Below are 24,104 nucleotides of genomic sequence, written 5' to 3'. Positions count from 1 at the left end.
AATAATTTTGCTTTAAGTGCTGTTTTTATATTATTCTCACTTAAAACAATTGGAAAGGTTAGATTTTTATGGCAGAAAATCAAATACAAAAGGAAGCTGACCGGTTTAAAGTAAAGACCCAGCTCCGTTCTTACATCGGTGCAATTTTTCTGATGGCTATAACGGCGATCGGTCCCGGTTTCCTGATGCAAACTACAGTATTCACTCAAAAATCTGGCGCCAGTTTTGGTTTTGTTATCCTGGCTTCGGTGGTCATCGACATCATCGTACAGATAAATGTTTGGCGAATCATCGTAGCCTCCGGCAAACGCGGGCAGGAAATCGGCAACGCCGTTCTTCCCGGTCTCGGTTATTTTATTTCAGTCCTTATTATTATCGGCGGTCTGTGTTTTAACATCGGCAATGTTGCCGGTGCGGCTCTCGGTCTTAATGTTCTTTTCGGCGTTCCGGTAAAGGCGGCAGCTATAGTCTGCGGCATCATTGCATTATCTATTTTTTGTTTTAAACAGATCGGTGAAATCATGGACAAATTTGTCAGCACATTCGGCATTGTCCGCATTCTTTTGGCAGTATTTGTGGCCGTGGCAGCTCTTCCACCTGTCGGTGATGCTGTGGTCAAAACGTTTGTGCCTGACACAATTGACATCATGGCTCTCATAACATTGATAGGCGGCAGTGTCGGCGGTTATATAACCTTTGCCGGCGGCCATCGGCTCCTTGATTCAGGTATAAAAGGATTAAAATTTATACCGCAGGCTACAAGAAGTGCTATCAGCGGTATATTGATAACCGGCGTCATGCGTATAGTTTTATTTCTTGGTGCATTGGGCGTAATCACTCACGGTTATGCCATTGATCCGGCAAATCCGGCGGCATCGGTCTTTCAGGCAGCGGCAGGTGACATTGGCTACAAACTTTTCGGTATTGTTATATGGTCTGCCGGCACTACTTCGGTCATAGGCTGTGCTTACACATCGGTGTCCTTCTTAAAATCCTTCAGCAGTAAAATCGATGCCTATTACAGTAAAATCATTATTGGCTTCATCATATTCTCTACACTTGTTTTCGTTATCATCGGTCAGCCGGTAAAAGTTCTCATCATCGTCGGAACGATCAATGGTTTTATCCTTCCGCTGGCTTTAGCTTCCATATTGGTCGGAGCTTACAGCAGAAAAATCGTCGGTGAATACCGCCATCCTGTTTGGATGACCGTAACGGGTATTTTAGTTGTCATCATGATGGGATATATGAGTGTGCATACGTTCATGAACCAATTTCTTGGCTGACTGGATAATTTCACACCATAATAGTTTTACGCTGTGAGAAAGTTCATATCATTTATTTTCCAAGACGCGGTTCTGCTGCGTAGGGCCACTCTGAGGAAAAACTGCCATATCGGATATGGCAGTTTTCTTTTCCAAATTGTATAATTATAATATATACTTATAATTACTCTTCATTACTCTTGGTCAATAAAAATCAAATTTAAACTGTTATGTTTTATAAATGAGGACTTAATTCAGACAGCGTTTTGACGTCTCCTGAATAGTACGAAATTATCCAGGGAGTATTAGAACGGGTTAGTCATCGGATAAATACCTATCATTTCTTCAGCTGATCATAATTTGAGAAAGGATTGTCTTTTATGAAAAAAATAGATTTAAACAGCGATCTTGGCGAAAGTTTTGGTGCATATAAAATCGGCAACGACAGTGCTGTTTTGCAATATGTCTCCTCAGCAAATATAGCCTGCGGTTTTCACGCCGGTGATCCTCATGTTATGCACAAAACAGTTGCTCTGGCTCTTGAAAATCACACTGCGATAGGCGCACATCCCGGTCTTACGGATCTGAACGGCTTCGGCCGCCGCAATATAAACATAACACCGCAGGATGCCTATGAAATAACGCTCTATCAAGTGGGTGCCCTATATGCTTTTGTCAAAGCAGCAGGTACACAAATACAGCATGTCAAGCCGCATGGCGCGCTCTATAATATGGCGGCTAAGGATGCAGCGCTGGCTGAAGGTATTGCCAATGCCGTTTATGATATAGACAGCAGTCTCATTTTATACGGTCTTGCCGGCAGCGAACTTATAAAAGCCGGCAGTCATGCAGGTCTCAAAACAGCAAGTGAAGTATTTGCCGACAGAGCGTACATGCCTGACGGCAGCTTGATGCCTCGCAATCTGCCAGGTGCTGTTTTTTCTGATGATAAAACAGCTATTTCACAGGTACTGCAAATGGTTACAGCAGGAACTGTAACAACGGCAGACGGCAGTGAAATATCTGTACAGACTGATACGATCTGCATTCATGGTGATAATGCCAAAGCTCTTCTTTTTGCTGAAAAGGTAAATAACGCTTTAAATGAAGCCGGCATATCAATAAAATCATTTAAAGATTGATTTTATTTGTTGTTCTGTTTTCATTCCAGCGGAATTCAAAAATTGTTATCCTCGGAGGAAAATTTTGGATAAAACATCTTACATTATAAGACCTCTCGGTGAAACAGGACTTATAGTAACTTTTGGTGACCAGATAAGTCCGCAGATCCATAAAAAAGTAAAAAATCTGGCTGATTATATAGAAAAACATTCTTTTAGCGGATTTTATGAATATGTTATTTCTTATACCAGCGTGGCTGTTTTTTATAATCCTTTTATTATAAAAAATGAGAACGCTGCAAAAGATAAAACTGCATATAAAATCGTTTCAGAAATAATCGAATCGTATATCACTGCAGCCTCCCGTCTGCCGCAGCCACAACCGCACACAGTAGAAATTCCCGTATGCTATGGCGGCGATTACGGTCCTGATATATCCTTCGTAGCGGACCACAATAAACTGGCTGTCGATGAAGTGATCGAGATCCACTCACAGAATACTTATTTAGTTTATATGATAGGCTTCTGCCCCGGATTCCCTTATCTTGGCGGTATGGACGAAAGAATCGCCACACCGCGCAGAGCGGAACCGCGTTTATCCATTCCCGCAGGCAGCATCGGTATAGCCGGTAAACAGACAGGCGGCTACCCGATCAGCACTCCCGGCGGCTGGCAGCTTATCGGCCGCACACCAATTGACTTATTCCGCCCCGACTCACTCACTCCCAGCCTGCTTCATTCTGGAGATATGGTGAAGTTCATTTCCATTTCACCGGAAAAATATCAGCAGCTAAAGGGGGATAAATCATGAGTTTACAAATAATCCGTCCCGGTCTGCTCACTAGTATTCAGGATACCGGCCGCTACGGTTATCAGAAAATAGGTGTGCTCGTATCCGGCGCCATGGATGTTTATTCCATGCGCATTGCCAATATACTCGTCGGCAATGATGAAAATGAAGGCACATTGGAAATCACTCTGCTCGGACCCACTATAGAATTTACTGCTGATACTCTTATTGCTGTTACCGGCGGTGATTTTCAACCGATAATAGACGGCATGCCCGTGCCTTATATGCGTCCTGTTGCTGTAAAAGCAGGTGCCATTATGAAATTCAGCAGCTGTCATACAGGCTGCCGTGCCTATATTGCCGTTGCCGGCGGATTTGATATCACCGCTGTTATGGGCAGCAAAAGCACTTATATGCGGGCCGGCATCGGCGGTTTCAAAGGACGTGCCCTGCAAAAGGGAGACAGCCTCAATACAGGCTCGCCTAACCCTTTCGGACAGCAAATGCTTTTTCATTTACTATCCCGCGGCGCCCAGTCGTTCGCCGAAGCCCGCTGGTACATCGGCAAAACACATGTTTCTGCGGAAAGTCTGCACAAACCTATACGCGTTACGGCAGGTCTCCACTATAAATATTTTGACCAGCAATCAAAATACAATTTTTTCTCATCTGATTATATTATCACTAATAATGCAGACAGGATGGGCTATCGTTTAAAAGGTGATTCACTGAAAACGGAAAAACCATTGGAAATCATTTCTGAGGCTATCGGCCTCGGTACTATCCAAGTTCCTCCTCAGGGCATGCCAATAATACTGATGGCTGATCACCAATCCGTTGCAGGCTATCCCGTCATAGCTCAGGCAATAGCAGTTGATGCCGCACGCATTGCCCAAATGAAGCCCAATGATCATATCCATTTCAAGCTCATCAGCAACGAAGAGAGTGAAAGGCTGTTCATCGAAATGGAAAAATATATGGAAAATATTAAAATAGCAGTAAATGCCAAGCTGCAAAATTAGCAGGAGGAATATGCTTTGTTTGAATTAGATGAAATAAAAGATTTGATGCATGCTCTGGAACATTCTTCCCTGAACCGTCTTAAAGTGAAATTCAGTGACGGAGAAATATTACTAGAAAAAAACAGTGTACCATCCGATTTTGCCCCTGTCAAAAAAGATGACGTCACTGCTCCGGCAATAGCGGTAAATAAAGAAAGCGACAAAATAGAGGAAATAACAGCACCGATGGTGGGCACCTTTTATAGTTCGCCCGAACCTAATATGCCTTCTTTTGTCCAGCCCGGAAGCAAAGTTCATCCCAATACAGTTATTTGCATTTTAGAAGCCATGAAACTATTTTCTGAAATTGAGGCGCAGGCAGAAGGCGAAATCGTGGAAGTTCTCGTAAAAGACGGTGACTTTGTTGAATATGGTCAACCGTTATTCAAAATAAAAACTTATTAAAAACAGAGGTACTCATGTTAAGGAAAATTCTTATTGCCAATCGCGGTGAAATAGCAGTCCGTATAATAAAATCCTGCCGCGAGCTGGGTATTTTATCAGTAGCCGTTTATTCAGAGGCTGATAAAAATTCACTTCATGTAAAACTGGCAGACGAAGCTTACTGCATCGGTGCCTCTCAGGCAAAAAAAAGCTATCTGGACATTTCAAGAATAATAACCATAGCTATTCATGCCAAAGCCGATGCAATCCATCCGGGTTATGGATTTTTGGCCGAAAACGCCAATTTCGCAAAAGCCTGTGTCAACGCGGGTATAATCTTTGTCGGTCCTTCAAGCAATGCCATTTCCAGCATGGGGGATAAAGCCATCGCCCGCCGAACCATGTCTGCGGCACTGGTCCCGATCATTCCCGGAACAAAAGATCTAATAACTGATTTTAATGAGGCAAAAAAAATAGCCGACAATATCGGTTATCCTGTTTTAATAAAGGCTACCGCTGGCGGAGGCGGCAAAGGCATGCGTGTCGTTGACAGCAGCGCCGATCTGGAAAAAGCACTCCATCAGGCTGCGCAGGAAGCTGAAAGGTCCTTCGGCAATGCGGGAGTTTATCTCGAAAAATATCTGACTCATTCCCGTCACGTAGAAATACAAATCATGGCGGACAACTACGGTCATGCAGTCTATCTCGGGGAGAGAGACTGTTCTCTGCAAAGGCGCCACCAAAAGCTGCTTGAAGAAGCTCCATCTCCTGTCATGACGGAACAGCTGCGCGAGAAAATGGGCCAGGCTGCCGTTTCGGCCGCGAAAGCCGTCAATTACAGCGGGGCCGGCACTGTCGAATTTATCGTAGACGAACAAAAAAACTTCTATTTTATGGAAATGAACACACGCATCCAAGTAGAACATCCTGTCACCGAAATGATAACCGGCACAGATTTGATAAAAGCCCAAATACTTGTCGCCGCCGGTGAAACTCTGCCATGGACACAGGAGGACATTCATATAAACGGCTGGGCAATAGAATGTCGTATCAACGCAGAAGATCCCTATAATAATTTTATGCCATGCCCCGGTACAATACAGTCATATAAACCGCCCGCAGGAAGCGGTGTCCGTGTTGACAGCGCCATGTACGCAGGGAATATCATCACCCCATTTTATGACTCGATGATAGCCAAAGTCATTGTATGGGCGCCAACACGCGGCAAAGCCATTGAAAAAATGTCTGATGCACTGAAAAACTTTACCATTACCGGTGTGAAAACAACTATAGATATGCATCGCAGCCTGCTTGCTGATGAAACATTCTGTGCGGGAAAAGTCGATACCAATTATCTGGAAGATCATCTCGAAAATATATTAAAAAAACCGCTGCCAAATAAATAACAGTTCTGTTAAACATTCAGTATGAAGTACAGTCATCTGTTGAAAAATCTTTATTATTTTAGGAGGAAAAACTATGGATTACAGTAATTTCTCACCGGCCCAGGTGCGTGATCTTATCCGCAGCGGCAAAATAGATATGCCTACCAGCGGCATGTGTAACGGCTATGCTCAGGCAAATATGGCCATTTTACCTAAGGAGCTGGCATTTGATTTTCTTTTATTTTGTCAGCGCAATAAAAAACCTTGTCCTGTACTTGATGTCACAGAGGCCGGCAGCCCTGTTCCAAAGCTGACTGCCCCTAATGCCGATCTGCGTTATGATATCCCCCGTTACCGTATCTACAGGCACGGTGAAATGACTGAAGAAACTACTACTCTGGAAAAATATTGGACGGATGATCTTGTGGCCTTTCTCTTAGGCTGCAGCTTCTCCTTTGAAAGCCCTATGCTGGATGACGGCCTCGAAGTGCGCCATATAACAGACAATCATAACGTTCCCATGTATCGAACAAATATCGAATGTGTCCCGGCCGGTGTTTTTCATGGACCAATGGTCGTATCTATGCGTCCCATGAAACCTGCCGATGCGATCCGTGCGGTGCAGATAACTACGCGTATGCCTTTTGTCCATGGCGCGCCTATCCATCTGGGAGATCCCGCCGCAATCGGCATCAGGGATATCAACAAACTCGATTTCGGTGAACGCTCGGAAATACAGGACGGAGAAATTCCTGTATTCTGGGCCTGCGGTGTAACTCCGCAATCAATTGCAATGACTGTTAAGCCAGAGCTTATGATAACGCATGCTCCTGGCTACATGTTTATAACTGATATTCCAAACTCACAGCTTGCAATAATGTAAAAAAGATCCCATATTCTGCTTGACGGTGTTTTTTTTACATACTATAATTGAATATGGAAAATTGAATATCGTAAGGAGTAAGGTGCCCTTTCGGGCTCAATAGAGAAGCTGGTGTAAAACCAGCACGGTCCCGCCACTGTGATGGAGAGTCCATTTGAATAATGTCACTGAAATGAAAATTTTGGGAAGGCTCATTTGGACGATGATCCTAAGTCAGGAGAACTGCCTGCTTAACATTACCGCTGACCTACGAGTGATAGGAGGGGAATAGTATTATTATTTTGTCATTTTTTAATTCTTCTGTTGTTTTTCACAGAAGAATTTTTTTGTTTTTCCTCCTCCGCAATAAAATGCAATGGAAACTATTTTAAGGAGGAAAAATATGATTAAGACCAGGCAATTAATTTTAAGTGTTTTTTCCGGTTCATTTTTTTTATTGGGAGGTATGGCAACATCCCCGGTATGTATTGCTGCTGATGCAGCAACACAACAAAACACCTCAACTGATTCTTCTGACATGGATAAAAAAGATACTGCCGGCGCAAGTCAGAAGCAAAAGACAGCCGCAAGAAATGTATCTGAAACCATGCAGCACGGCGAAACATCAATACAATCGGAAAACAGCAAACCATCGGTAAAGCCAGCTCTAGATGCATATATTTTAGAAGATATTACGATAAAGGGTACCCGGAGTTTTTATGCGGGCGGTTTTGCAGAAAGATATGGAAATATCGGTTTTCTGGGCAGGCAGGATACAATGAACACCCCATTTTCCTCCTACTTTTTATCGGAAAAAACAATAGAAGCTTTTGGCGATCCAACACAGCCATTGGACAGTATACTGGCAAATGTGCCTTCTATACGACAATCCGGCAGTCTGCTGCATAACGATTTTACTTTCAGAGGTTTCCGAGCCAATGGCACAAGTTCATATGTAAACGGTATTCCCGGGATCTGGACCCAATTTAACGCACCTACAAATGTAGTGGAAAAGGTCGAAATAATTTCAGGTCCTAACAGCGGTATCAGCGGAACAGGTACACAATACGAATCGAATACAGCCGGCGGAATTATAAATTTTGTTACAAAGCGTGCCGGTGATAAACCGCTAAACCGGTATACACAAACCTTTTCCGGCAGCAGTCTATGGGGTGAATATTTAGATATCGGTCAGAGATTCGGCAGAGACAATGAATGGGGCATACGGATCAACGCTGAGAATTTAAACGGTCAGACTTCAATCGACAAAGAGAAGGTAAAAGCCAAGGGTATATCTATGGATATTGATCACCGCAGTGCCAAAAGCACTACAAATCTGTTTATGTCGTATCGCGATATCGAAATAACTAATGGACAGCGCTGGTTTTTATTGGGAAATAATGTAACAAGGTTTCCTTCTGTGCCGGATGCCAGCAAAAATTACTCTTTCGATGGCATGATAAAAGGTTCATACGGCTGGGTCGCTGCTTTAAACCATGAACAAGTACTTAATAAACAGTGGAAGGTATTTTTCAACGCTGGTTTTATGCGCAATAATCTGGATAAAAATCTCATGTATGCAAACAGTGCCGTGACATTGAACGATAATGCCGGAAATTTTGCAATAAAAACCCAGAGCACCACCACACCACAAGAGTCTTATTATCTGCAAACCGGTGCAACCGGAACATTTAAAACAGGGGAACTAGGGCATACGGTTACCATTGCCGCCGACCGCACCTGGCGCCAGCGCGAAGCGGCTAAGTCCATCAATACATACATGATCGGCACGGGAAATATCTACACCGGTATTATTGATCAGCTGAGTGATGCAAATGGCTATTATCTTAAAGCATTATCTAATAAAACAAACATTTGGGGCGTGTCCGTTCTTGATTCCATCGATTATAAAAAATTTAATTTGCTGGTCGGCGTCCACAAACACAATGGCAGGGTCGATGCTTACAATACAGCCACCGGCGCTCTTTCTTCACATATGGAAAGCGATGCGATATGTCCGACATACGCAGTATCATATAAACCAACAGAAAATATATATTTTTATGCCAGTCATTCCGAAAATTTTGATGTGGGTACACCGGTCGGTACGACATATAAAAATGCCGGAACCATTTTGCCCCCCGCAAAGACAAAACAAAATGAAATCGGCATTAAATACACAAATAAAGGGTTTCTTACAACCTTAAGTGCTTTTGATATCAAGCAGGCAAATAATATTGATGTTATACAAGATTCATCGACATATTACGAACAAGAGGGCAGCTTACGTCATCGGGGTATTGAATTGGCAGTAAGCGGTAATTTTGCCCGTAAATGGAGTGCAATGGGGGGCATATCGTATTTAAACGCCAAGTATGAAGAAAGTGCAAACGGCCAATATAATGGCATACAGGAGTCAGGACGACCGGCATGGAGCGCAGTGGGGGTTCTGAAATATGCGGCAGACAATGCTTTTGATGTGATTGGTCGTATTATGTATACCGGACGTAGTCCTGTCCTATATGAAAAATTATGGGCACCTTCATACACGACTTTCGACTTAGGCGTGAATTATAAAACCAGGATAATGAAATATCCGGCCACTATAAGTCTTATGTGTTATAATTTGCTGAATAAAGATTACTGGATGATTGCCCGTGGTGATAATCTTTATTTGTCCACACCGCGCACCTTATCATTAAGTGTCAGCATTGATTTTTAAAAAATTGGACAATATGGATACATTAAAAAAATCTATTTTCATAATTGGCTGCATATGTATAACTATACTAATCTGCAGCTGTGGAAAATATTATAAGCCGACAGAAACTTCCTCCGAAGCCAGTACTGTTATTCTGGCTGCCGGCCGCCATCTGGCCCCGGGAGAAAAAGACGGATACTATTGCAGCAAAATCCTGCAGGTATGGGAACCATTGATCACTGACAACGAATTAACGGGCAGGCCGCAGTCATGCCTTGCGACCAGCTGGGAGATGCGCGACAATGGAAAAGTATGGCTGTTCACTCTGCAAAAAGGTGTGCGCTTTCAAGACGGAACAAGTTTCAACGCAGATGCTGTACTGAAAAACTTTGACCGTATGAAAAAGGGAATAAAAACATCAAACTTTTATCTGCTGAACATTGATTCTTTTTATCCGGGATTGGAAAAATATGAAAAATTTGATGATTACACTATCTGTCTTACATTTAAGCAGCCAAATGCCACCCAACCATATAATATGATGAATTATGGCAGCGCTATATACAGCCCGGCATGTTTTGATGACGACGGCAATTTTAACGGACCAGCTGTTGGTACAGGTCCGTTCAAAATAACAGAAAATAATATGAATAAATATGTAAAGCTTGAACGAAATGACGATTATTATGGTATTCCAGCAAAAACTAAAAAAATCGTTGTCAAAAATATTCCTAATGCGGAGGTTCGTTATTCAGCGCTGAAATCAGGCGAAATCATGGGCGTTATGGATCTGGATGCAATAACCCCTGTATTAGCAGAGGAATTAAAAAAAGATAATAGATTTGCTGTTTCTGTCAGTAAGTCAATGATAATAAGATTTTTATTGGTAAATGGCACAAAGTTCCCATTCAATGACCCACGGATGCGCAGGGCGGTCAGTCTGGCGATAAATCGTACTGCATTGGTGCAGACGTTATATGCAGGATATGCATCGCCTACTGTGAATATCCTCAATTATACAAGTTCGTATTATAAAGAAATTCCAGTTGCGTATGATCTGGAAAAAGCAAAACACCTGGCCGCAGAAGTGCTGCAGGGGAAAAAATATACAATGGTATATTGCATCAATGGAGCGGATGTTACACAAAAAGGCGAAGCTGAACTCATTGCTTTCTGGCTGAGTGAAATTGGCCTTGATATAAAAATTCAGTCTATGGAATATTCCAGTATGTTGTCTGCGCTCAGACATGGCAGATATGATTTGGCCAGATCACAGCAAGGAATGCCAAATGGAGATCCGTATTTTATTTTCCACTCTTTTATGATGCCGCAGGGGAACAGAAATGTCAGTGACCATATAGGCTTCTACGATGAAGCGGCCAGCAGATATATGCAGGAAGTCAAGTATTGCGTGGATGAAAAAAAGCGCAAAGAAATTTTCGATCACCTGCAGGACATATCAGTTGAGCAGCAACCGGTGATTCCTTTGTTTAATGATGTTACTATTGTTGCTTATGATCGCCGTCTGCACGGCTATGATGCCAAACCCTACGGAATTACTTTGTCGGCTATTGAAATGGACGAATGAATATGAAAATGAATTTTATCGTAAAGAGAGTGCTGTCTGTTATTCCTGTTTTATTTGGCATAAGTATTATCACCTTTAGCATTGCCTTTTTAGCACCGGGAGATCCTGCAGAAATGACCCTTGACCAAAATGGCATATATTTTCCGACGCAGGAACAAATAGAACAGATGCGCGTAACTATGGGGGTTGATGCATCTTGGCACAGACAATATTTTTCATGGATCAAGAAGGCTTTATACGGAGACTTAGGACATTCTTATCACAATAAAAACAGTGTTTTATCCGAATTGCGGATGCGAGTGCCGGTCACCTTGCAGCTGGCAGTACCGGCATTGCTTCTCACCGGTTTAGGCGGTATTATCTTGGGAACTTTATGCGCTTTAGACCCCAAGACACTGCCAATAAGGATACTTTCGCATCTATTTGATATTTTTTTAGCGACACCTCGATTTTTGCTGGCATTGCTGCTGATTTTTGTGATGGGTGAAATTTTGCGGCTGCTACCTACCAGCGGTGTGACAGATTACAAAGGCTATTTACTGCCGACCATGGCCCTGTCAATTACAACGATAGCAGTTGTCGGTCGTCTGGTAAAAAACAAGCTGGCTGAAGAAATACGAAAACCTTACTGCTTTATAGCTTTGGCACACGGAATACAGCATAGACAGATTGTTTTTTTATATGCACTGCCCAATATTATTTTACCTATAATAGCGATTTTGGGAAATTTTTTTGGGGAAATATTGGGCGGCTCAATTATAATAGAAAATATTTTTGCCCTGCCCGGACTCGGTTCAATGGCGATAGAGGCAATCCGCTTCAGAGATTATCCATTGTTACAGGGATATGTATTGTTTACCGGCTGCACATATGTACTTATTTCTCTGGTACTTGATTTACTGCTCTACCTCTTAAACCCCAAAATAAGATTCGAGGAATATTGATGATAAATAAAACTGTTTTCAAGACGATTAAATTTAAATTGGCAGTGCTTATTTTAACTACAATTATAATTGCCGGAATTGCGGCACCGCTGCTGGTACCATTTAATCCATTCCAGCCCGATATACTGCATCGTTTACAGTTCCCCGGCGCAACACATTTATTTGGCACAGATTCATTGGGGAGAGATTTATTCAGCAGAATATTATTTGGCAGTCGCTACACAATTTTATTGGCACTGCTGTCCAGTCTGGCAGCAGTCTTATTGGGCACAGCCATAGGCTGCCTGGCCGGATATTATGGCAAGTGGCCGGATACGATCATTATGCTGCTTAGCAATATTTTTCAGGGGATCCCCGGAATCTGTTTTATGGTAGCTATAGCCGGTTTTTTTGGACCGGGTTTGCCAAGTTTGCTGACAGCACTGATAATTACTTCATGGGTTGATTTTTCACGAATCATTCGGACCGAGACTCTAAAGCTCAAGGGGGAGCCTTTTATTGAGGGCCTCATATGCATCGGCTGCAGCAATCGGCGCATTATTATAAATCATATTGTCCCCAATATGTTCAGCAGCTTGCTGATTCTGGGCACAATGCGCATGAGCAGAAGTATTTTATCCATATCAGCATTAAGTTTTCTGGGCCTCGGCGTACAACCCCCGGCTCCTGATTGGAGCGTTATGGTCAGCGATGCTCTGGTATATTATCGCAGTTATCCTCACTTACTTTTGATTCCGGGAGGATGTATCCTTGCTCTCATATATTCTTTAAACGCTGTTGGTGAGTCATTACGTGAGGCATTTGATGTTCGTTTCAATGAGGTCACAAGATGAAGGACATACAAATCACTTCTGATTTTTGTGTTGACCATTTGTGTGTAGCATTCCCAAATTCTATGAAATCTGCTAATGTTTTATCCGATATAAATGTAGTTTTCCGTCATGGAATAGCTGCTGCGGTCATAGGCGAAAGCGGTTGCGGTAAATCTGTGCTGGTTTTGGCCCTTTTAGGCCTATTACCAAAGTACGCATCTGTGCACGGCCATATTTTTTATAATAGCTTTGATGTTTTATCTGTTCCCTTTGCTATAATACAGTCAAATTTATCAAAACACTGGGGCATTATCCCTCAATCACCAAGTGACGCTTTAAATCCTATAAGAAAAATTAAAAAACAGTTTGATGATATCGGTAAAAATGCAAGCCGAGGGAATTTTTCTGTTGAGGAACTTTGCGATAGTTTAACTTCATTGGGTCTATCAGATATAGAAAAAATATTACAGTCGTATCCCCATGAACTGAGCGGAGGAATGCTGCAAAGAATATTATTTGCAATGGCAGTATGCTGTGAGCCCGAATGGGTATTTGCAGATGAACCGACAAAAGGATTGGATGAGCAAAGCAGACAGCAAGTAAGTCATAATCTGCTGCATTTAAAAACAAAAAAAACCCAAAGTATGATATTGATTACACATGATCTGCCTTTAACCGAAGAAATATGTGAAGTTGTCGTTGTTATGTATGCGGGAGAAATTATGGAAATCACCAATAGTGTATATACAAATGGTTTACACCCATATACTCGGGCGTTAATCGCTGCCCTGCCAATAAACGGTTTTAATCCTATTCCAGATGGTCCAGTCAAAAACGGGTCATCCCGACAATGCAGATTCGCACCGCATTGCGCATATGCAAGTAAACAATGCAAACACAGCCATCCAAATCTATATAGTGTTGACGACATGCATAAGGTCAGGTGTTTTTTATATGCTTGAAGCGCGGAACATCACAAAATCATGGCAAAATAAAGCCGGTTCGCCCAACTTGGTTTTAGATCACTGCAATTTAAAATTAAAGCAAGGTCAGTCCTTGGGTCTAATGGGGACGAGTGGATCAGGGAAAAGTACCCTTGCAAGGATTTTACTGGGTCTTGCATCACCAGATATAGGAAAAATATTTTTTGACGGACAGCCATTAAACTCTTTCAACCGCAAAAATTGGCTCCACTTCAGACGACGTGTACAATTTATTTCTCAGTCACCGGAATGTTTTTGGGAACCAAGATTTACGGTAGGTAAATCGCTGGAAGAAGTTATAAAGATACATAGTCTATGCAGAAAAGATGAGTGGACTATATTTATTGATAAATATTTATATTGGGTTAAAATTCGCAGACAGCTGCTGTCACGTTATCCCCATCAGCTTAGTGGTGGTGAACTCCAGCGTTTGAGTATCTGCAGATCACTTTTACTTGAACCACAAATATTGATTCTTGATGAACCTGTCTCAATGCTGGATGTATCCGTTCAAGCGCAAATTATGCAGCTTCTGCGCAAATTAAAAACTGAAAAGGACATGACCTATTTGTTTATATCGCATGATCGGACCATTCTGCAATGGTTTTGTGATGAAACTTTAAATCTTAGGCAAGGTAAATTATTCGTGTCTGAATAATTTTATAAAGTCAGACCATTTTCGATAGATCCGGTAAAATTCTCACACCTAATGTATTTATTATTATATATTGACCTTCCCACAGCCTCAGCCCCAAAAAGCATTAAAATACAACTGGCAAATGTATATATTTGCCGGAAATATTATTTTTATCTCAGCCGATTGTTCGGAATTCTATTTTCACAGGGTACTTTTGTTTGACATTTGGCACATCCGTAGCGGGGAGTGTACATTTCCTTTTCTTTAGCAATATACACTCTACAGCGTTCATTATCCTTTCCCGTTTTATCAATAGCCTGCGGCGGACAGCGGCGGACACAGGCCATACATTTTATACAGTACTCGTCAAATTCCGTATAGGATCGCTGCGTCGGTTCCAATGGAAAATCAACTATCACGCTTCCAAACCGTCCGGCGGCGCCTTTTGCTGTAATCATCGATCGGCTCAAGCTGAAGGTTCCCAAGCCTGCCACAAAGGCCGCGTGCCGTTCCGACCAATTTGCGCGAAGATTTTTGACAGCAAATCGTTCATTCAAAGCAGGTGCCATCGCATGACCGCCATTTCCCTCGACTAATTCAATAATAACCCGGCGCAATGCCTGATTGAATAATTCGCCCTCCCAGCGGCCATAAAGCCACTCTGTTGCTGTCATCTTTTCAATTCTGTTTGCCTCACGGATTCTCTCGGTATATGGCAAAAAATATGAGATTACAGACTTGGCTCCGGGAAGCCATTCACCGGGAGACATATGATCAGGCCCAATCACATCAACGCTCTTGAATGTATTCCATAATGAATCTTCAGCGCCGGCAATACCAATCAATGGTAATTCATATATCTGCATAGGCTCAAAAGAAGTTGGCGGTGAGGACAGAGTATCAAGATGTTCTACTATATTCAGGTGATTTTTTAAAACAAATTCATTAACTTTTGCTTTTATATCATTTATCAGCATATTATTCCCACTCCGCTTAATATTATTTATTATATTATCTCTATCTGTTGTATACAGATCAATGTGTGTACATACACATATATTCATGTATAGTAGTTTTGCTCAAGAATTTTCATACATACTATCTTTTTTCATCATAGTGAGCAATTGTTTCCAACTTTAAAAGCAATTGAACAAGTCTGGTTAAATCATCTCCCATATATTCTTTTACTGCGTTCTGCGCTTCTTCCCATAATTCCACGCCTCTGATTGCTGCATTTTTCCCTTGAATTGTCAGTGCTACCTGTCGTGTACGCGAATCCCTGCCTTGCCTGACATCAATAAATTCCTCTCTGATCAGCGGTTTCATGTTCCGATTCAGGGTAGTGCGGTCTATTTGCACCATTTTTGCCAATTCACTGATAGTGGCTGTTTTCACCGTTCCAAGATGCCGCAAAAGGGACAATTGCGTAACGGTGAGTCCACTCGGTTTCAGTGTATCATCATAAAACTGGGTAATTGCTCTGGAGGCTCTGCGAAGATTCATGCAATTACATCGACTGGGTTGCTTAGGATATACTTCATTCATTTGTTCCTTCATAGATAAACTGCCTCCGCTGTTTTTGTTCTATATAGTCTATGTGTATATACACTATTATTTATAATAATACTATTTTTTTTCACTTCATGTCAAGCATCAGTATACAAAAAATTCCCGACCATGCTACCCCGGCGGCTGCATGATAGCTCTCAAGACTATTTTCAAAAAACTGTCAGTAAAAGCTGCATTGCTATAATATTACTTGATATCAATGCAGCTTTTACTAATTTTTATGATCCGATTCAATTGGCTGATATATATCCAACTCGCAGTAATCATCAGCGGCTATACTGCTGTCAATTAATTCAAAACGGAATGGGACAGAGAAGCGATAGCCTGAGCCAAAAATCCATTTAGTATACATATGCACTAAAAGTCTTCCTATCTTGCGGCCATTAAGATCTTCAGGTCGAAAAAAACCAACAAAACGAAAAACAACATACTTACCGGCAGGAATCTCGATCCCTGCCATATCCTTCGGTACATCCTGTAAATTTTCTACCTGTGCTGCAGGCATATAATAAATATAACCATTTTTACTATTACTCCAATCTGTATATCCATAATATATATTTTCATTTAATACATTTTTAATCTTTCTTCGTTCACCATAAAAAAATTTTTTCCCCAGTTCATTCGCTGCACGATCACCCGATTTATTTACAATTTTAGTCTTTTTTCCTATCAGATAGGTCTTTGGGCGAAATACAAAAAAAGGTTTGTAGATCGCTGAATTTTCTACTCCATATATATCATTTATATTCATTTTTTCAACAATCCTCAGCGATGCTTTTCCACGGCGTGCCTGCTGGGGTGTACACTTAAAATTTTGCCGAAAAGCACGAATATAGGACTGCTCATATTCAAAACCGTACTTTAATGCAATATCCAAAATACGTAAATCACTGTAAATTAAATCGGCTATACTTTCCGATAATTTTCTTGCGTGAACATAGTCCATCAGAGGTGCTCCTGTCAGTGCTCTGAACATACGATGCAAATGATACTTTGATATTAAGCTATGTGCCGCTATCTCATCCAAACTAAGTTTTCCTGTAATATTTTTTTCTATGAATGAAATGCAGCGATTGATGGTGTCTCTTGTATCGACCATAGAATACTGCTCCTAAAAGTTATTTTCACTTTTGAATCCGGCGAAGTACCAGTGCAGCATTTTGTCCGCCAAAACCGAAAGAATTTGTCAACGCAGCAAAACATTTTTGCCAGCGTCCTCTATTGGGAATATAATCCAAATCACAATCAGGATCAGCTGCTTTATAATTAATAGTCGGCGGTAAATATTGCTCCTGTATTGCCTTGGCAGTTAATATCGTCTCAATGCCGCCCGCTGCTCCCAATAGATGTCCCGTCATGGATTTTGTTGCACTGACAGCTATCTTTTTTGCATGCCGGCCGAAAACCTTTTTAATTGCCTCCGTTTCGTTCTTATCACCTAAAGGCGTAGACGTTGCATGTGCATTTATATAATCAATTTGATTTGGAGAAATTTCCGCGTCTGCCAATGCCATCCTCATACACTCGGCTATTCCTTCCGGCTTATTGGCCGTAATATGAAAAGCATCATTATTACAGCCATATCCAACAATTTCAGCAATGATGTCCGCTCCCCTGCCGCGGGCATGCTCCAACTCTTCTAATACGAGTATTGCCGCTCCTTCACCTATAACAAAACCATCTCTGAAAAGATCAAACGGGCGGCTTGCGGTAACTGCATCCTCTGTTTTTGACATAGCCTTCATTGCTGTAAAACCTGCTATAGTAAGCTCAGTGATCGGGGCTTCTGCCCCTCCTGCCAGCATAAAATCCATTTTGTCATCACGAATCAATTGAAATGCATCACCAATGGCATTATTGGATGACGCACATGCGGTAACAACGCACTCGGAAAACCCTTCCAGTCCATACTTTATCGCAATCTGCCCATTTGCCATATTCGGAAGCATCATCGGAATCAAAAAAGGACTGACTCGTCCGATGCCCTTATTATGCAAAATGTTATATTGCTTTTCTATCGTTCCTATACCGCCAATACCTGTTCCAATAATAGAACCTGCCCTCCTGCTGTCCATACTCGCTGCAGTAAACTTACTTTCTTCAACGGCTAATTTAGAGGCAGCCAATGCATATTGTATGAATAAATCCATGTGATTTATATCCTTTTTGCTGAGGAAATCCTGTGCATTGAACACTTTTATTTCTGCGGCATTTTTAGATGGAAATCTTTCTATATCAAATTTTTCAATCCTGCTGATACCAGATATCCCTTTTTTTACTTTCTTCCAAATCTCAGGTACACCGACACCTTGTGAGGTAATCGCTCCCATACCTGTAATAACAACTCTTCGCTTTATCATTAATTAGCTCCGTTCATTCCTAAATTTAACCAAAGGCTCATCAGCCTGAAATAAATATATCATAGAAATAATTTTAGAAATGAACATTCCTTGCTTTTATTTGAAAATACATATATTCTCCACTTTTTCTAAGAATATTTCAGCAAGCTTCTTAACTATAAAATATACGTTCTCTGCAGCAATATTATTTGCCAAAATTCATGATGGAATATTTATACACATAAAAACTTCATACTGCCGATAAAAAATAGAGACATATAACAGGCTGGCTCTGAATAACCTGGTTAATGTCTCTATTCTTCACGGCTGCCATTGCCCTCAATCCGGCAAAAGCTGCTATATATTGAATAAACGGATATATTTTGACCACTTATAAAATTTCTTGGACTCTTCCGATAATGCCATTGTCAAGCCGCACCTTTATTCCCCTGTGATGCACCTGACTATTGGTCAAAATATCTTTTACGATACCTTCGGTCAATTGCCCTGTCTTTTGATGCTGTTTCTGTACTATTTTTACCCTGCTTCCAGGATGAATATTTTTTCGTTCTGTTCCGTTCATCGTATTCCTCATTTCCACTAATTATTATACCCTTTAACGTAACTGATCAAATATAGTATAACATAGTTTTACAGATACAGTCCCAAACAGATATTTTCAACAAGATCTATCCGTTATTTTATATTTTTAAACCCAAAGGTTCTGTTACTCTCTGACCAAGCTCAATATACTTTGAAACATCGAATTTATTTCTTCGACGCTGGCATTCACTTCCTGCGTAGTAGCAGCCTGAACTTGTATGTATTCATCCATGCTATGTACCTGTTCGGAAATGGATTTTGCAGAGATCACCATTTCATTCAAACTGCTGTCAACTTTTCCTACAGCTTCTGTGCTTTCTCCCGCCAGTTTTCTTATTTCCTCTGCCACTACCTGGAAACCGCGGCCCTCCTGTCCTGCTCTTGCTGCTTCTATTGCGGCATTCAAACCTAATAAATTAGTTTGATCTGCCAATCCTTTTATCAATAAAGTTATACCTTGTGCCACTTCGACACTCTGATTTGTTTTTTTAACCATTCCTATTGTTGTCTGCTGCGCGGACGTCATACGCTGTGCAGACTCGGCAATACTGCCCACTGTATCTGACAATTGCTTAATTGCCTGAGAAAACTGCTCGGAATGTACTACCAACTGCTTTTCCCGCTCCTGCTTATTCTTTTCTTCCGTTATGTCATACATTGAACCAGCGACCCTGACTGGTATACCCTTATCATTGCGAATAGTAGCGCCATCGGCTCTGAACCAATGATATTCTCCATTTTTAAGCTTAAGTCTATATTCCATCGGATAAGGATTTTTCCCCGACAAATTATGCAGATGTCCTGACAAATCGGTCAATATTCTGTTTTTATCCTCAATATGCAATGAATCACTCCAACTTTCAAGCACATTTGGAAAATCAGTTTCATCAGTATAGCCCAATAAATGACGAAATTCATCAGACCACCAGTAAATATTGTCCGGATTATCCGGATTACCGCCTATAAGACTCAAATCCCATAATCCAACTTGCGAAGCGCTGTTAACCAGCTTCAGCCTTGTTTCTATATTAGCTATATTTTCCCTGAGTTTCTGATTTTCTGTCTCTGCATGCGCCAACTGTTCGGCGTAATCATTCTTTACCACGACTTTTTCCTGTCCCGGCCCGCACATGGAAACAATATCGTTCAGCACCGCTGCTATCTGCAGTACTCTGTCATCATCACTGGCAATGCTGATTTGCTGCTTATAATTTTTCCGGCTGAGATTATCCCGTACGATCTTCATTTTTTGTAACAATGCATCCACATCAGCCCGTTCATCTACTTTTTTAACTCTGGAAAAAATCATCAAGTTCACCCTTTATTGCATACATTTATTTTATAACCCATGAACCATTGAAATTATTACACTTAGCTATGCATAATTCAATTTTATTTACTTAAATAGTCTACAATATATTACGTTCTTATACAATCTAAATGTGAAAATAATTATCATTATATGTTAATATTTTCACATTTAGATTTATTTTTCTATAGCCTGTAATTACTATATCATATCGAAATTAAATAGATAAAACCTTCAGGCTGATTCTATCCATATCAGCCTGAAGGTTTTCAAAAATGCTATGATGCCGATAAGCATCATATTTATCCCCAGATATAATAATCCTTTTACATATTTATACTTTCTATTCAACCAGATAAAAAAAGTTGATATTCCTTTCATTTTCTGCCGATAATGCCCGTCAAAACAGTTAAGTCTATACAAACTAAGATCCCTGAACTTCATACTGTTACATTACATTCTGCGGTTTTCCATCAAGCCACTCAGCCACATTTTCAAATGCAATAACAGCTCTTTTTTCCAATGCTTCTTTCGTAGCAAAACCTATATGCGGTGTCAGCACAATATTTGGTGCTTTCAGCAAAGGATTGTCTTCCGGTATAGGCGGTTCACCATCAAAAACATCAATCCCTGCACCTGCAATCTGTCCGTTTTCAAGTGCCTGCGCCAACGCTTTTGCATCAACTATAGGTCCTCTTGCTGTATTTATCAGAATAGCATTTTTTTTCATCAATTCTATTTTTTCGGCATTTATCATTCCACGTGTGCTGTCGTTAAGCGGCATATGCAGAGAAATTATATCGCAAGTACGCAAAATACTATCCATGTCAGAAAATTTATACTCGCTGTTTTGCGGAGGAGTTCTTTTATAACAATATACCTCACAGCCAAAAGCCTTTGCCAATGCAGCTGTTTTCATCCCAATAGCACCGGCCCCGATAATACCGAATGTTTTGCCCGCAAGCTCCAGTCCTAAAAGTCCCGCTCCTGTCTTTCCGTCGTATACAGCCTTGCCGCATTCAGCCAATTTTCTATACAGCGCAATACACATGCCAAGGACTAGCTCGCTTACAGCTTCATTGGCATAACCGGCACAATTTGACACTATTATATTCTTCTTATGACAATATTCCATCCCCACATGATCAACACCGGTGAATGCAACTGAAAGCATTTCAAGTTCCGGACATTTTTCAAGAATATTGTCCTTATAGGGCCTGTTTGCAATCATAACTGCCTGCGCTCCCTGAGAACGCTTTATCTTTTCTTCGTCATCGGCGGGGCTGTTATAATATGCCACTTCAATCCTGTCATGCAATATCTTCCTTGTAAGCTCCTGACATTTTTTCTCATCAATTCCTATGGACTCCACTATTGATAATTTCATAAAATTCCTCCTCAATTTAATTTTACATATTATTTTGAGAATTCACCCTATATTTCGGTTTATACGAAATTTTAGTGTTTCTCTTCACCATGCACCATTTGTGCAGCGTCAAATTATATTTTCCTGCTACAAAAATTATTTTAAAACAATTATCGTTGCAACACAACCAGAAATAACTTTTATAATATTTGAATGTGCAAATAAAATACCATGAATAGTAGTCCCCGGATAAAAAGAAACCGGTAAAAATCTCCCGGTTTTCTTTAAATGATACATTACAAAAATATGTATCAGCCCAATATCATCCGTATTGCCGCTTCACATTTCTCCACAGCTTTATCCAGTGTTTTTTCGTCTATATTAAGCGCCGGATTAAAATACAGCACATCGCCAAGCGGTCTCAGCAATAATCCTTTTTCCAAAGCTTCTTTATATATCTGATAGCCTGTACGCAGTCCGGCATCAAATGGTTCTTTACTGTCTTTATCTCGAACCAGTTCAATAGCGTTAATAAGTCCTATATGGCGTATCTCTCCGACATTCCTATGTTCCCCCAGAGCTTCTTTGAGTTTAGCATGTAAATACTTGCCTGTAGTTTGTGCATGTTCCAATACCCGGCCTTCGCGCAGTATTTTCTGCACTGCCAGTGCCGCACTGCAGCCGAGAGGATTGCCGCTGTATGTATGGCTGTGCATAAAAGCCCGCCCTTCACTGTAATCCGCATAAAAAGCAGCATAAATCCTTTCAGTAGTTATTGTCATTGCCATCGGCATATAGCCGCCGGTCAATCCCTTGGAAATACACATAATATCGGGAGTTATCCCTGCATAATCACAGGCAAACATCTTTCCTGTGCGTCCGAAACCTGTGGCTATTTCATCGACGATAAGCAGTACACCCGTTTCATCGCAAAGCTTCCGCAGTTTCCTCAAGTAAAGGGGCGGATATATCCTCATTCCCGCGCTTCCCTGCAGCAGAGGTTCAATGATCATCGCAGCTGTTTCCTGCCCATAACGGGCAAATGCTGCCTCGGCTTTCTCAAAACACTCGCAGCCGCATATTTCTCTCTTTTTATCATACGGGCAGCGATAGCAGTCCGGCGCTTCTACATGGATCGTTTCCATGAGCATAGGTTTATAGATTTTAGCATAAAGATCCATGCTGCCCACTGACAGCGCACCTATCGTTTCACCGTGATATCCTTCAGACAGACACATGAAGCCTGTCCGCCTTGACTGCCCGGTTTGAGCATGATATTGAAATGCCATTTTCAATGCACATTCCACTGATGCTGAACCATTATCAGAAAAATTAAATTTAGTCAATCCTTTCGGCACTATTTTTATCAGTTCTCTGCATAATTCAATAGCCGCTGCATGTGACAAGTTGGCAAAAATAACATGCTCCAATTTATCGAGTTGCTTTTTTACTGCGTCATTTATATCCTGATTGCAGTGCCCCAATAAATTACACCACCAGGAGCTGATAATATCTATATATTCATTGCCGTTGATGTCATAGAGATAGCTGCCTTTTCCATGATCAATAACTATAGGCGGCAGTTCCTCATAATCTTTCATTTGCGAACATGGATGCCATATATACTTCAGATCATCTTCAACAAGCTTATTCATTCAATACGCCTCACCTTTATTATCATTCATAAAATGCAGCTAACGCCTCTGCCTCTATATCAAGATCTTTGTCGCCATCCTTCACAAGTGCCGCGATCTTTATCCCTGTCATAGCCTCAATCATCCTGATATTATCCTCCTGCATAATTCCCCCCGTATAATTATTAAGAATGATCCCTTTTATTGGCAAAGAACGATTTTTCATATACTCCACCGTAAGCACAACCGCATTTATTGTACCAAGCCCCGCATCCGCTACAATAACAGACGGCAGAGAGAATTCTTTAATAAAATCTTCCAGAAACAATTTTTGCCGCGCATCATAGCGAATAGGGCAGATTATACCGCCGCTGCCCTCCATTGTAAGATAATCAAATTGCTGTGCGTTTTTACTAAAACCTTCTTTTACCACAGACAGTTCTACGGGATTTTTTTCTATGCGTGCTGCCAAATGAGGTGATACAGCTTCTTTGTAAAGATATGGCACCAGCATTTTATCGGTTTGTCCAATATTGGCAATACGATTTACATACCCGGCGTCACTTTCACCCACACTGTCCGCTCCGCTTATAGCTGCTTTATAATAACCACAATTCAAGCCTGCTTCACGCAGTTTTTTTATTATCAATCCCGTTACATATGTTTTGCCGACATCCGTTCCCGTAGCTGTTATAAACAGCCCTTTTGCTTTTCTTTTCATTCTGATAATACTTCTCCCCTCAATGCA

General features: G+C 41.2%; 22 protein-coding genes and 1 riboswitch. Of the genes, 13 read left to right on the top strand and 9 right to left on the bottom strand.

Going from position 1 to position 24,104, the window contains the following annotated elements; all coding sequences use genetic code 11:
- The first annotated feature begins 68 nt into the window (after window positions 1–68).
- The 13 genes from NXG61_RS05100 (at window position 69) to NXG61_RS05040 (ending at window position 14,554) form a co-directional block, all read left to right on the top strand.
- Window positions 69–1,286 carry an NRAMP family divalent metal transporter gene (locus NXG61_RS05100; RefSeq protein ID WP_196605180.1) on the top strand — a complete coding sequence of 406 codons (1,218 nt, stop codon included), beginning with the start codon at window positions 69–71 and terminating at the stop codon, window positions 1,284–1,286.
- A gap of 359 nt (window positions 1,287–1,645) precedes the next feature.
- Window positions 1,646–2,407: a LamB/YcsF family protein gene (locus NXG61_RS05095; RefSeq protein ID WP_307224986.1), complete on the top strand. Its 762-nt coding sequence runs from the start codon at window positions 1,646–1,648 to the stop codon at window positions 2,405–2,407.
- 64 nt (window positions 2,408–2,471) lie between these two features.
- Entirely contained in the window at window positions 2,472–3,197 is a 726-nt protein-coding gene (gene pxpB / locus NXG61_RS05090; RefSeq protein ID WP_231038627.1) for a 5-oxoprolinase subunit PxpB, read from the top strand.
- Window positions 3,194–4,198, top strand: a complete 1,005-nt coding sequence (locus tag NXG61_RS05085) for a biotin-dependent carboxyltransferase family protein (RefSeq protein ID WP_307224983.1) — start codon at window positions 3,194–3,196, stop codon at window positions 4,196–4,198. The genes pxpB and NXG61_RS05085 overlap by 4 nt, the downstream gene beginning before the upstream one ends.
- A gap of 15 nt (window positions 4,199–4,213) precedes the next feature.
- Window positions 4,214–4,642 carry an acetyl-CoA carboxylase biotin carboxyl carrier protein gene (gene accB, locus NXG61_RS05080; protein ID WP_307224981.1) on the top strand — a complete coding sequence of 143 codons (429 nt, stop codon included), beginning with the start codon at window positions 4,214–4,216 and terminating at the stop codon, window positions 4,640–4,642.
- A gap of 14 nt (window positions 4,643–4,656) precedes the next feature.
- Window positions 4,657–6,027, top strand: a complete 1,371-nt coding sequence (accC, locus tag NXG61_RS05075; protein ID WP_196605184.1) for an acetyl-CoA carboxylase biotin carboxylase subunit — start codon at window positions 4,657–4,659, stop codon at window positions 6,025–6,027.
- Window positions 6,028–6,100: 73 nt separating this feature from the next.
- Complete coding sequence (locus tag NXG61_RS05070) at window positions 6,101–6,889, top strand: putative hydro-lyase (RefSeq protein WP_307224978.1); 789 nt, start codon at window positions 6,101–6,103, stop codon at window positions 6,887–6,889.
- Window positions 6,890–6,951: 62 nt separating this feature from the next.
- A riboswitch (cobalamin riboswitch) is annotated at window positions 6,952–7,133 on the top strand.
- 138 nt (window positions 7,134–7,271) lie between these two features.
- Window positions 7,272–9,590, top strand: coding sequence for a TonB-dependent receptor (locus NXG61_RS05065; RefSeq protein ID WP_307224976.1), 2,319 nt, complete (start codon window positions 7,272–7,274; stop codon window positions 9,588–9,590).
- Between the two features lie 13 nt (window positions 9,591–9,603).
- Window positions 9,604–11,157 (top strand): ABC transporter substrate-binding protein, encoded by a 1,554-nt coding sequence (locus NXG61_RS05060; protein WP_307224975.1) that lies wholly within the window; start codon window positions 9,604–9,606, stop codon window positions 11,155–11,157.
- Between the two features lie 2 nt (window positions 11,158–11,159).
- The gene (locus NXG61_RS05055; protein WP_307224973.1) at window positions 11,160–12,101 is read left to right on the top strand and encodes an ABC transporter permease; all 942 of its coding nucleotides are present in this window, start codon (window positions 11,160–11,162) and stop codon (window positions 12,099–12,101) included.
- Entirely contained in the window at window positions 12,101–12,934 is an 834-nt protein-coding gene (locus NXG61_RS05050) for an ABC transporter permease (protein ID WP_196605188.1), read from the top strand. Before NXG61_RS05055 ends, NXG61_RS05050 begins: the two co-directional genes overlap by 1 nt.
- Window positions 12,931–13,875: an oligopeptide/dipeptide ABC transporter ATP-binding protein gene (locus tag NXG61_RS05045; protein WP_307224970.1), complete on the top strand. Its 945-nt coding sequence runs from the start codon at window positions 12,931–12,933 to the stop codon at window positions 13,873–13,875. The genes NXG61_RS05050 and NXG61_RS05045 overlap by 4 nt, the downstream gene beginning before the upstream one ends.
- A complete protein-coding gene (locus NXG61_RS05040) occupies window positions 13,868–14,554 on the top strand; it encodes an ABC transporter ATP-binding protein (RefSeq protein ID WP_196605190.1) in 687 nt (228 codons plus the stop codon). Before NXG61_RS05045 ends, NXG61_RS05040 begins: the two co-directional genes overlap by 8 nt.
- Window positions 14,555–14,703: 149 nt before the next feature.
- Here the strand turns inward: NXG61_RS05040 and NXG61_RS05035 are convergent, their stop codons facing one another.
- The 9 genes from NXG61_RS05035 to bioD form a co-directional block, all read right to left on the bottom strand.
- Window positions 14,704–15,510, bottom strand: a complete 807-nt coding sequence (locus NXG61_RS05035) for an epoxyqueuosine reductase (RefSeq protein ID WP_307224969.1) — start codon at window positions 15,508–15,510, stop codon at window positions 14,704–14,706.
- Between the two features lie 121 nt (window positions 15,511–15,631).
- Complete coding sequence (locus tag NXG61_RS05030) at window positions 15,632–16,090, bottom strand: MarR family winged helix-turn-helix transcriptional regulator (RefSeq protein WP_307224967.1); 459 nt, start codon at window positions 16,088–16,090, stop codon at window positions 15,632–15,634.
- A gap of 223 nt (window positions 16,091–16,313) precedes the next feature.
- Window positions 16,314–17,204: an AraC family transcriptional regulator gene (locus NXG61_RS05025; protein WP_196605192.1), complete on the bottom strand. Its 891-nt coding sequence runs from the start codon at window positions 17,202–17,204 to the stop codon at window positions 16,314–16,316.
- Window positions 17,205–17,229: 25 nt separating this feature from the next.
- Complete coding sequence (fabF, locus tag NXG61_RS05020) at window positions 17,230–18,462, bottom strand: beta-ketoacyl-ACP synthase II (protein ID WP_307225009.1); 1,233 nt, start codon at window positions 18,460–18,462, stop codon at window positions 17,230–17,232.
- A gap of 373 nt (window positions 18,463–18,835) precedes the next feature.
- The gene (locus NXG61_RS05015; protein ID WP_307224964.1) at window positions 18,836–19,027 is read right to left on the bottom strand and encodes a YwbE family protein; all 192 of its coding nucleotides are present in this window, start codon (window positions 19,025–19,027) and stop codon (window positions 18,836–18,838) included.
- Between the two features lie 144 nt (window positions 19,028–19,171).
- Window positions 19,172–20,356 (bottom strand): methyl-accepting chemotaxis protein, encoded by a 1,185-nt coding sequence (locus NXG61_RS05010; protein WP_196605194.1) that lies wholly within the window; start codon window positions 20,354–20,356, stop codon window positions 19,172–19,174.
- A 448-nt stretch (window positions 20,357–20,804) separates the two neighbouring features.
- Window positions 20,805–21,743 (bottom strand): NAD(P)-dependent oxidoreductase, encoded by a 939-nt coding sequence (locus tag NXG61_RS05005; RefSeq protein ID WP_307224962.1) that lies wholly within the window; start codon window positions 21,741–21,743, stop codon window positions 20,805–20,807.
- A gap of 290 nt (window positions 21,744–22,033) precedes the next feature.
- Window positions 22,034–23,377, bottom strand: coding sequence for an adenosylmethionine--8-amino-7-oxononanoate transaminase (gene bioA / locus NXG61_RS05000; protein ID WP_307224961.1), 1,344 nt, complete (start codon window positions 23,375–23,377; stop codon window positions 22,034–22,036).
- 22 nt (window positions 23,378–23,399) lie between these two features.
- Window positions 23,400–24,077 carry a dethiobiotin synthase gene (gene bioD / locus NXG61_RS04995; protein ID WP_307224960.1) on the bottom strand — a complete coding sequence of 226 codons (678 nt, stop codon included), beginning with the start codon at window positions 24,075–24,077 and terminating at the stop codon, window positions 23,400–23,402.
- Window positions 24,078–24,104: the final 27 nt, after the last annotated feature.

This window comes from Pectinatus haikarae, from assembly GCF_050916305.1.
In the GTDB taxonomy this organism is placed as follows: Bacteria; Bacillota; Negativicutes; order Selenomonadales; family Selenomonadaceae; genus Pectinatus; species Pectinatus haikarae.
The sequence above is the reverse complement of the archived record's forward strand: the minus strand, read 5'-3'. Positions and strand labels throughout refer to the sequence as shown.